General features: G+C 36.9%; 11 protein-coding genes. All 11 read left to right on the forward strand.

Annotated elements, in window-relative coordinates:
- A partial coding sequence (locus tag AC1DPZ_RS15795) for a hypothetical protein (RefSeq protein WP_477405051.1) occupies nt 1–213 on the forward strand: 213 nt, incomplete at its 5' end.
- An 18-nt stretch (nt 214–231) separates the two neighbouring features.
- Nucleotides 232–747: a UpxY family transcription antiterminator gene (locus AC1DPZ_RS15800; RefSeq protein WP_477405053.1), complete on the forward strand. Its 516-nt coding sequence runs from the start codon at nt 232–234 to the stop codon at nt 745–747.
- Nucleotides 748–906: 159 nt separating this feature from the next.
- Complete coding sequence (gene asnB / locus AC1DPZ_RS15805) at nt 907–2,694, forward strand: asparagine synthase (glutamine-hydrolyzing) (RefSeq protein ID WP_477405055.1); 1,788 nt, start codon at nt 907–909, stop codon at nt 2,692–2,694.
- On the forward strand, nt 2,687–3,805 hold the full coding sequence (locus AC1DPZ_RS15810) for a glycosyltransferase family 4 protein (protein WP_477405057.1): 1,119 nt from the start codon (nt 2,687–2,689) through the stop codon (nt 3,803–3,805). The genes asnB and AC1DPZ_RS15810 overlap by 8 nt, the downstream gene beginning before the upstream one ends.
- Nucleotides 3,802–4,665 (forward strand): ABC transporter permease, encoded by an 864-nt coding sequence (locus AC1DPZ_RS15815; protein ID WP_477405059.1) that lies wholly within the window; start codon nt 3,802–3,804, stop codon nt 4,663–4,665. Before AC1DPZ_RS15810 ends, AC1DPZ_RS15815 begins: the two co-directional genes overlap by 4 nt.
- A 4-nt stretch (nt 4,666–4,669) precedes the next feature.
- The gene (locus AC1DPZ_RS15820; protein WP_477405061.1) at nt 4,670–5,938 is read left to right on the forward strand and encodes an ABC transporter ATP-binding protein; all 1,269 of its coding nucleotides are present in this window, start codon (nt 4,670–4,672) and stop codon (nt 5,936–5,938) included.
- Nucleotides 5,929–6,654 (forward strand): FkbM family methyltransferase, encoded by a 726-nt coding sequence (locus AC1DPZ_RS15825; protein ID WP_477405063.1) that lies wholly within the window; start codon nt 5,929–5,931, stop codon nt 6,652–6,654. Before AC1DPZ_RS15820 ends, AC1DPZ_RS15825 begins: the two co-directional genes overlap by 10 nt.
- A gap of 13 nt (nt 6,655–6,667) precedes the next feature.
- On the forward strand, nt 6,668–7,555 hold the full coding sequence (locus AC1DPZ_RS15830; protein ID WP_477405065.1) for a glycosyltransferase: 888 nt from the start codon (nt 6,668–6,670) through the stop codon (nt 7,553–7,555).
- 37 nt (nt 7,556–7,592) lie between these two features.
- Nucleotides 7,593–8,498 carry a glycosyltransferase family 2 protein gene (locus tag AC1DPZ_RS15835; RefSeq protein WP_477405067.1) on the forward strand — a complete coding sequence of 302 codons (906 nt, stop codon included), beginning with the start codon at nt 7,593–7,595 and terminating at the stop codon, nt 8,496–8,498.
- Nucleotides 8,486–9,604, forward strand: coding sequence for a glycosyltransferase WbsX family protein (locus AC1DPZ_RS15840; protein WP_477405069.1), 1,119 nt, complete (start codon nt 8,486–8,488; stop codon nt 9,602–9,604). Before AC1DPZ_RS15835 ends, AC1DPZ_RS15840 begins: the two co-directional genes overlap by 13 nt.
- A 178-nt stretch (nt 9,605–9,782) precedes the next feature.
- On the forward strand, nt 9,783–10,566 hold a 784-nt coding region (locus tag AC1DPZ_RS15845; RefSeq protein ID WP_477405071.1), incomplete at its 3' end, for a hypothetical protein.

Below are 10,566 nucleotides of genomic sequence, written 5' to 3' on the forward strand. Positions count from 1 at the left end.
GCGCAGGAGTACCATCTTGATAATACGGTGATTGTACTTAATGCTTTTGAAGAAGACCTTTTACATTCAAGATATTATACCACCAAATTTACCGGCGACACTACAGGTGCAAGATATTACTATTATTCTGACTATAGCGGATACTCCGGATCTGGCTATTATGTAGATGAGGACAAAAAGAAATGGTGGGATATAAGGCGATGGTTTAAATAAAATGCACCGATTCAAAATATGGATTTAAAGGCAAGTGCGATTACAAAAAAGTGGTATCCTGTTTATACAAACCCACGTGCCGAAAAAAAAGCATACCAGGCATTAATAAATAAAGGTATTGAAGCTTACCTGCCGCTGCATCGCCAGCTAAAGCAATGGAGTGACCGCAAAAGATGGGTAGAAGAGCCTTTTATTAAATCGTACGTATTTGTTAACATTACAGAACATGAGCAGGCTAATATATTGATGACAAAAGGGATATCCCGTTTTCTGTATTTCATGGGCAAGCCTGCTTCAATGCCCAACCGCCAGATAACCGAGTTAAAGTTATTAATGGCCAGCCCTTATGAATTAGAGATTACCGAAGAAGAACTGCAGCCCGGAGAAAAGATTATACTTAAAGCTGGGCCATTAAAAGGAATGACCGGAGAAGTGGTATCCCAACGATCGCAAAAGCAATTGATATTAAGGCTCGAAAGCATAGGGTGCTCAATAATTGTACATGTTGCAGCATCATATATTGAAAGATTTTAATTGAAATTGTTATTTTAACTAAAGGACAGTTATAACCGATTCAGATCGGGAATAATTAATAACAACAGACTTATATTAAAAAAATAAGCCGTTGTTATATAATAAGTTACAATTTAAAATGTGACTTACGGGGCGAAGCTATGAATATTTATATAGAGTATGTGCCGAATTGCGGGAATAATTAATAACCAGTTACAACCTCAACTTATTCAGGAAGGGGTGAAAGCGATGTGCAAGGCACTGCAACATGGCGGCCCTGATGATGAAGGTGTTTTTTATGATGAAAAAAAACACCTGGCATTTGGACATCGCAGACTATCAATCATTGATTTGAGCCGTAACGGGCATCAGCCAATGGCCGATGCGGGGCAAAAAGTTTGGATAACCTACAACGGCGAAATTTATAATTACCGGGAATTAAAGGATGAACTGTTAAAGCATGGTGCCAAATTCAATTCGGTAACTGATACAGAAGTAATAATTGCAGCCTATTTACAATGGGGCATCGTCGCCTTCGGCAAATTCAGGGGGATGTTTGCGTTCGCTTTGTTTGATAGCCTTAAAGGCCTTACCTACCTGGTACGTGATACGGGGGGTATAAAACCGGTATATTACTTAGCCGAAGATGGCCAGCTAAGTTTCGCATCGGAAACGAGAGCTTTTACAGCGGCAGGCATATGTACAGAAAAAGACACCAACTGGCCCATAAGGCTTTTAGCATTTGGCCATATACCAGAGCCTTATACCACATTAAAAAATGTTTACAGCCTCCCCAAGGGTCATTRTTTATGCTGGAATCATGCCTCATCAACACATGTGATCAATTCTTACAAACAAACAGCATTAAAAAATCAAATCACCAACATTGATGAAGCACGGCAATTGATAAAAAATGCTTTAATAAAAGGCGTAAACCGCCAGCTGATTGCAGATGCGCCATTAGGTGTATTTTTAAGCGGAGGTATAGATTCAAGCCTTATTACATTATTGGCCGATAAAGAAAAAAAGGAGCAGCTTAAAACCATATCTATATTTTTTAACGAAAAAAATTACGACGAGCAGGCATATCAACGCTTGGTTTTAGATAAGGTAAGCGGTCAAAATTTCTCGCACTTAGTAAAGCAGCAGKATWTTGAAACTTTCTTTCCGCAAATTATTAACGCTATGGATATGCCAACTACCGATGGCATTAATAGCTGGTTCATAAGTAAATATGCCCACGATGATGGCTTAAAAGCGGTATTATCGGGCGTGGGTGCCGATGAGTATTTTGGTGGCTATCCTTCATTTAACCGGATACGTTACCTTGGCTATTTAAGAAAACTCCCTCCTTTCCTGTTTTCGGCAATTAAAGGATTATTACCCGATCAATATAAAAAGCTTACATTTTTAGGTAATGACCATTCAATTGCCGATTATCTTTTATTAAGAGGATTATTTTCGCCCGCTGATATTGCGAGAGCGCTTGATGCTGATGATAAACAAGTTCGGGATGTTCTTTTTAATAATTTTGATATTCCTGATTTGGGGCCATATGATCATGAACATGCTTCATGGTTTGAAGCAAACCTTTATATGCAAAATCAGTTACTTAGGGATACCGATATAATGAGCATGAATCATGGTTTAGAAGTTAGAGTCCCTTTTTTAGACGAAGACTTTACAGGCGCTGTTGAAAGTATAGCACCAGAAATAAGGTTCAATAACCGGCAACCAAAAAAACTCCTGATTGATAGTTTCAATGACCTGCTGCCCGCAACTATTTGGAACAGGCCTAAAATGGGCTTTTCGTTTCCATTACAGCAATGGATGAGGCAATACAACCCGATAAGCAGTAGTAGTTTATATCGCGGTAAAATGGCGCAAAACACCATTAAAAAGTTCAAAAACAACCAAATTCATTGGTCAAAGGCCTTTGCACTTTACCAAATACAAGCGCATGTGTAAAAAAATAATTCTTTTTACGTTACAAACATTTTCTACCACCGGTGGCATCCAGAAAATGACCCGAACATTGGGGCATTCACTATACACGCTGGCACAAACCAATAAATGGAATTTTGAACTATGGTCTGCCTATGATAAGCAAGACGACCTGATGCCACAGTACCTGCCTGCAAATGGGTTTAAAGGCTTTGGCGTTAACAGGATCAGCTTTGTTTTAAAAGCCATAAGCAAATCAGCAATGCCTGATGTTATTATTTTAAGCCACGTAAACCTGGCAGTTATAGGCTTGTTTACAAAATTGGTTAATCCTAAATGTAAGGTATGGCTTATTGCCCATGGCATCGAAGTTTGGCGGCCCCTTTCATTCCTTAAAAAATATCTTTTAAACCGGTGCGATAAGGTAATATGTGTAAGCAATTTTACCAGGGAGCAAATGATAATTAAGCACAATGTAAGTGCAGATATTTGCAGTGTATTAAATAACGCAATAGATTCTTTTATGAAGCTGCCCGCAGGTTTCGAAAAACCACCACATCTTGTTGCACGTTATAAATTAAAAACAGATCAGCCTATTATATTTACTTTAACACGCCTTGCATCAACAGAACAGTACAAAGGTTATGAACATGTAATTGAAGTTATAAGTAATATAAAAAAACGTTTTCCAGGTATTAAATACATTTTATCGGGTAAATACGACGCAAAGGAAGAGCTCAGGATAAAAAAACTTATAGCACAGTATGACGTAGCCGAACAGGTAATATTAACCGGGTTTATTGAAGAAGATGAACTTGTTGATCATTTTTTACTGGCAGACCTGTTTGTTTTGCCGAGTAAAAAAGAGGGCTTTGGCATTGTATTCATTGAAGCCCTTGCCTGTGGGTTGCCTGTTGTTTGCGGCAATGCCGATGGCAGTATAGATGCCATCAGGAACGGAGAACTGGGCCATGCGATTAATGCTGACGATCCCTCCGAGCTTAAAGAATACATAACAGCATATTTTGAAGCCCCATTAACAACCCTTAAACGTAAACACTTACAGGAACAGTGTTTATTACATTTTAATGAAACGGATTACATGCAAAAATTACAGCTACTTTTAAACGAATGAGTACGCCAACCGAGGAAAAGTGGGACATGGAGTTAACACCACACAGCAGCTTATTTGATTTAAAACTTAATGATGTATGGCACTACCGCGATTTGCTGATGTTATTGGTAAGGCGCGATTTTGTTTCGTTTTATAAACAAACCATATTGGGGCCGCTATGGTTTTTCATTCAGCCATTGTTTACTACAATTATTTACACTTTTGTATTTGGTAACCTTGCAGCTATAAAAACCGATGGCTTACCGCAACCGTTGTTTTACCTGGCAGGTATTACTGCCTGGAATTATTTTGCAGACTGCCTTACAAAAACATCATCTGTTTTTACTGCAAACGCAGGCCTTTTTGGTAAAGTGTATTTCCCCCGCCTTATCGTTCCGCTAAGTATCGTGGTATCAAATTTAATCCGCTTTGCCGTTCAAATGGCCCTGTTTTTCCTGATGATGGGCATTTATATTGTTAAAGGCGCTAATGTTCATCCAAACGCCTACCTGTTGTTGTTTCCTTTTTTATTGCTATTAATGGCAATGTTAGGTTTAGGCCTTGGCATGATCATATCAGCCATGACTACAAAATACCGCGACCTAAGTTTCCTTATCACCTTTGGTATTCAGCTAATGATGTATTTAACTACGGTTATTTACCCTTTATCAGTTGTAAAAGAAAAATACCCCCATTATCAGTGGATGGTTGAATATAACCCGATGACGCCAATAATAGAAGCTTTCAGGTACGGTTTTCTTGGCCAGGGGACGTTTACCATGCTATCTTTAGGCATTACCACGGTAATAACTACTGTGATACTTTTAGTTGGAATTATAATTTTTAACCGCGTTGAGCGCACCTTTATAGATACTGTATAAATATATGCCCGCCGTAATTAAAGTAGAAAATCTTTCGAAAGCTTACCAGTTAGGAGAAATAGGAACCGGAACCTTATCACGTGATCTGGAACGCTACTGGGCCAAAATACGCGGTAAGGAAGACCCCTTTTTAAAGATAGGTGAAGTTAACGACCGCTCAAAAAAAGGCGAAAGTGATGTTGTTTGGAGCTTAAAGGATATCAATTTTGATATAGAACAAGGCGATGCCGTTGGTATAATAGGCCGTAATGGCGCTGGTAAAAGCACTTTGCTTAAAATTTTAAGCAGGGTTACCGCCCCTACCACCGGTTCTGTTAAAGTAAAAGGCCGGATAGCCAGTTTACTGGAAGTAGGGACAGGCTTTCACCCCGAGCTGAGCGGGAGAGAAAATATCTACCTTAACGGAGCTATCCTGGGCATGCGTAAAGCCGAAATAAAACGAAAATTTGATGAAATAGTTGATTTCTCCGGCGTTGAAAGATACGTTGATACCCCTGTAAAACGATATTCATCGGGCATGTATGTACGCCTGGCATTTGCTGTTGCAGCCCACCTTGAATCAGAAATTTTGATAGTTGATGAAGTATTGGCTGTTGGCGATGCTGAATTCCAGAAAAAGTGCCTGGGTAAGATGGGCGATGTAAGTAAGGGAGAAGGGCGAACAATTTTATTTGTGAGCCATAACATGAGCGCCATAAAAAAGCTATGCAGTACGGCTATTTTGCTAAATAATGGCAGTATTGAATTAAATGATAAAGTAGAACCGGTAATTGAAAAATATTTTAAATCACAAAAATCATCCTTCAAAAAAATCAACAAAAATTCTATCAGAGAAGGCTCAGGTGATGTGCAATTTTCCGGAATGGAAGTACTGAATAGTAAATACGAAACTATAAATTCAATCGAAACAGGGCAAGACCTTATTTTCAAATTTGCACTTGATGTAAGAGTTAAAAGTCGAAATATAGATCTGGGTTTTTCTATTCATGATGAAGAAGACAATATGCATTCTGTTTTGTATAGCAGCTATCAGGGAAAAGTTTATGATTTTGATATCGGACAGCATAATGTATATGTCACATTGCCCAACAATTACTTAAGTAATAGAACCTATATTATTCGTGGGCTTATAAAGGCAAACAATAGTATTTCAGATGCACCGTTGAACCCGCTTTATGAATTGCCTGTTGAAATTGGCAACTTCTTTAACACTAATAGCTTTGGTCATCAATCCTCTAAAATAACATTTTTATTAAAAGGAAAATGGGATTAAAAAATACCCTTCTCAACGCAGCAGTGACAATTCTGCCGAAATCAATAAAAAGGCGTATCATTAATAAAGCACAACAATCTGGAGTACAAATATATTCACAGGAGGGAGAAGACAGATTACTTGAAAGATTTGTTGGCACCAAGAATTACGGAATATATGTAGATGTTGGGGCACATCACGCCACCTTATTAAGTAACACTTATTATTTTTACCTGAAGGGCTGGCGCGGAATTAATATTGATGCTATGCCTGGATCAATGAAATCATTTAACGAATTAAGGCCGTATGATATTAACATCGAAAAACCTATTTCTGATAAGGATAACCAATGTGTTTTTTATATGTTTTCAACTCCGGAGTTAAATACATTTGACGACAGTAAAATTGAAGAATTTTTAAGGTTTCCAAATGTTACTTTATTAAATAAGATCGCATTGCAAACCACAACCCTGGAAGCAATATTAGATGTACAATTAAATAAACTGGGCGTTAATCCTGAAATTGATTTTCTGACGGTTGACGTTGAAGGCTTTGATCTGAAAGTATTAAAATCAAACAATTGGCTTAAATATCGGCCAAAAATTGTTTTGGCCGAGGATTTATTTTCAGACATTAAGAAATCTTACAATGGAGAATTAAATAGTTTTATGGAATCCGTTGGCTACCATATGGTAGCAAAAACATTTAATACCATTTTTTTCAGAAGAAATGTGTGAAATTTCGGTCGTCATGCCAGCCTACAATGCTGCCGGGTACATTGCCGAAAGTATAGAAAGCGTAATTAGCCAAACCTATAAAAACTGGGAATTGATAATTATTGATGATGGCTCCACAGATAACACTGCAGCTATTATAAATCAGTTTAACGCTGAGCCAAGGATAAAATATTTATATCAGGAAAGTGGCAGACAAGGAAAAGCCAGGAACCTTGGCATTAGGAATAGTTTGGGTAAATACATTGCTTTTTTAGATGCTGATGATAAATGGACGCCAAATAAGCTATCACTGCAAACAGAAGTTTTAGCTGCAGATAATAACATCGAACTACTTTTTTCGCAGGGTTATAGCCTTACCGGTAACCAGGTTGCAGATTTGGATACAGATGTAAAGAAATTATGGAACAGCGATAATTTTAGCGATTTTATATTTCATAACCGCATACCTATCTTATCGGTTTTGGTAAAAAAAGAAGCTTTGGAACAAGTAGGCGGATTTTCAGAAAAGGATAGTATTCAAAACGCAGAGGACTATCACTTATGGCTCAAATTGCTGCTACATAACAAGCCGTTCAGATCAATACCCGACAGGCTTTTCTATTACCGGATCCATCCCGTGCAGTCTACTTTTCAAAATAAAAACCTTGAAGCCCCTATTTTTCATGTATACGAGGATATATTTTATTCGTATCCGGATAAAAAGGTGAGGAAAATAATTATTGATAGACTAAAATGGTACATTTTCAATAAAGACTTACATTTGGCGTGTCTTGATCTTATCCTATCTCATCTCAAGTTCAAAAGGAATGCAATTATTGCCTTTATTATTAAGAAGTTTTTTGCCAGTGCTAAGCTAATGTCCCAAAAAATGGTTTTTAAACTCATTTCTATTTTTTGCTAAGCTCATGATTCGGTTAAACCAATTACTGTTTCGCTAAATGGCTGATTTAACCCACCCCTTAATTTCAGTTATAATACCTTGTTATAATCAGGGTTGCTTTTTAAGCGAATCATTAGAAAGTGTTTTAGCACAATCATATACTACCTGGGAATGTATAATTATAAATGACGGCTCGACCGATGAAACGGAGGAGGTAGTTGACACTTACCTTAAAAAAGATAACCGATTTAAGTATATTAAAACTCAAAATAGCGGGCTTTCGTCTTCAAGAAATACCGGCATAAAAAATTCTAAGGGAGACTTCATTCAACTATTAGATTCTGATGATCTGCTTGAAGTATATAAATTGGAAAATGCCATTGAGTTTTACTTGTCAAATGATAACAACCAAAAAGTTATTGTTTATTCAAGTATGCGATATTTTGAAAACGGGAATGTAACCGACCTTAAGATAGTAGGCAGAGATAATTTTGTTGCACACATCGAAATAAAGAAAGAGGACAGCTCCAGCAGTCAAAAAGAATTATTAATTACCCGTAACCCCTTTGTTATATCGGCCCCCTTATACCCGAGATCGTTGTTTGATACGATAGGTTATTTTGATAATAATTTAAAAGCATTAGAAGACTGGGATTTTCATTTGAGGTGCGTCCACAGCAATTATAAATTTCATCATTCTTATAAACCAGACAGCTTTACCCTGATAAGGCTTCATAATAATAGCATGATGCGAAATCAACAATTGTTAGATGAAAATTTTTACAAGCTTATTTTAAAACATAATTTACAGAAAATTGAAACAATAGCAAAGGAGCCTTTAAGTAAAAAAGTAATCAAAGAAATAAGCCCCCCAATTTTTCTTAGATTATTAAAAAAACTGATAAAACTATCAAAAAAGATTGATACATATTATAAGTCAACAATTACTAAATGCCTGATTTAAAAGCCCGGGCCATTGCCKTTTATTTACCGCAATTTCATCCAATACCTGAAAATGACGAATGGTGGGGTAAAGGCTTTACCGAATGGACCAACGTAGCCAAGGCAAAGCCAATGTTTAAAGGCCATTATCAACCCCGTTTACCTGCCGATTTAGGCTACTACGACCTACGCATTCCCGAAGTGAGGGAAGCACAAGCAAAAATGGCCAGGCAATACGGCATAGAAGGTTTTTGTTATTGGCATTATTGGTTTGGTAATGAAAAGAAAATATTGGAACGCCCTATTAACGAAGTATTAGCAAGTGGGCAGCCCGATTTTCCATTTTGCTTAGCCTGGGCAAATGGGTCATGGTCTGGAATTTGGCATGGCGAACCTAATAGAATTCTAATTGAACAGAAGTATCCTGGTGAACAAGATTATATCAATTACTTTAATTACTTATTAAAAGCGTTTAAAGATACCCGGTATATTACTGTTGACGATAAACCTTTGTTTTGTATTAACGAGCCCGATGACATTCCGAATATTATTGAATTTACAGACCTGTTTAGGGAGTTAGCCCTTAAAAACGGATTAAAGGGTTTGTATATTGTAGCCAATACTGGATCAGAAAATTGGAGTCCTTTGCAACATGGCTGCGATGCCGTAAACCTGGTATTGATAGGGAATTTATATAAAGGCTTACCTTCGTTAAAAGCATCAATCTACAGAAAATATAAAAACCAGTTGATAAAGAAGCCTTTGTTAAATAATGCGTATAAAAAAATTTGGAAAAGACCAGTACAAACTTATAGTTATAAGGATGCTATACCCTTTTTAACATCGCAAAAAGTATTTGACTATGATTGTTATCCATGTGTAATTCCCAATTGGGATAACTCGGCCAGATCAGGTATAAACTCCATGATATTACATCAATCTACCCCTYAGTTATTTGAGTCACATTTAAACAACGCAATAAATCTGATCAAAGATAAACCGCATGATAAAAGAATACTATTTATAAAATCCTGGAACGAGTGGGCTGAAGGCAATTACTTGGAACCCGACCAGGAGTATGGCAATCAGTATCTGAAAATAGTAAAAAAGGCATTGTCTGCCAATTGAAGGCTTAGATATGTTTGAAACACCGATCCTTTTTTTAATTTTTAATCGCCCCGACACAACAAAAAAGGTTTTCGAGAAAATACGCGAAAAAAAGCCTAATTTTTTGTTCATTGCTGCCGATGGGCCCAGAATAAACAATCTAAATGATGTTAAACTATGTGAAACTACAAGAAATATCGTGTCAAACATTGATTGGGATTGCGAAGTTAAAACTTTGTTTAGGGACAAAAATTTAGGTTGTGGCGTTGCACCCGCCCAGGCAATAACATGGTTCTTTGAAAATGTTGAGCAGGGTATAATCCTCGAAGATGATATAGATACCGATCCCTCATTTTTTACTTTTTGTGAAGAGATGCTAAATTATTATAAGAATCATGAAAAGGTGATGCATATAAGCGGCAGCTATTTTTTAAATGACTGGATAGCAACCGATAATGAACATAGTTATTATTTTACTAAACAAATACATGGCTGGGGATGGGCTACATGGAAACGGGCCTGGAAACATTATGATTATGACATGAAAGATTGGCTTTCGTCAAACGCTGCTGCACAATTGAAAAACTATTATGGTGATCATTACATATTTTGGGAAAATATTTTTTCTAGTATGCAGCACAAAGGGAACGACATATGGGACTACCAATGGATGTATACCATTTACAAACAAAACGGTATTTCCATAAATCCAACGGCTAATTTAACCAAAAACATAGGTTTTGATAAAAATGCCACACATACTACTAATGCCGATTCAATTTATGTTAAATTAAAGCTGGATTCCCTTTCCGAAATTAAGCATCCCGATAACATGGCTATAAACATTGAAAATGATATACTATATTATAAACATTACCTTAATTTCGATCCTCAGGCTGAGCTGGAAAAAAGAAGACTTTCATGGAAATTAAAAAACAACTTAAAAAGGTTAAAAAGAAGGTTTTTGACCTGTTTCAAGTCTG

This window comes from Mucilaginibacter sp. P4_G9 (assembly GCF_056400985.1).

What these genes read in the sequence shown, in the direction of transcription:
- AC1DPZ_RS15820 (WP_477405061.1), top strand. Translation starts at nt 4,670, where the DNA reads ATGCCCGCCGTAATTAAAGTAGAAAATCTTTCGAAAGCTTACCAGTTA.
- AC1DPZ_RS15810 (WP_477405057.1), top strand. Translation starts at nt 2,687, where the DNA reads ATGTGTAAAAAAATAATTCTTTTTACGTTACAAACATTTTCTACCACC.
- AC1DPZ_RS15800 (WP_477405053.1), top strand. Translation starts at nt 232, where the DNA reads ATGGATTTAAAGGCAAGTGCGATTACAAAAAAGTGGTATCCTGTTTAT.
- AC1DPZ_RS15835 (WP_477405067.1), top strand. Translation starts at nt 7,593, where the DNA reads ATGGCTGATTTAACCCACCCCTTAATTTCAGTTATAATACCTTGTTAT.
- AC1DPZ_RS15825 (WP_477405063.1), top strand. Translation starts at nt 5,929, where the DNA reads ATGGGATTAAAAAATACCCTTCTCAACGCAGCAGTGACAATTCTGCCG.
- AC1DPZ_RS15830 (WP_477405065.1), top strand. Translation starts at nt 6,668, where the DNA reads ATGCCAGCCTACAATGCTGCCGGGTACATTGCCGAAAGTATAGAAAGC.
- AC1DPZ_RS15815 (WP_477405059.1), top strand. Translation starts at nt 3,802, where the DNA reads ATGAGTACGCCAACCGAGGAAAAGTGGGACATGGAGTTAACACCACAC.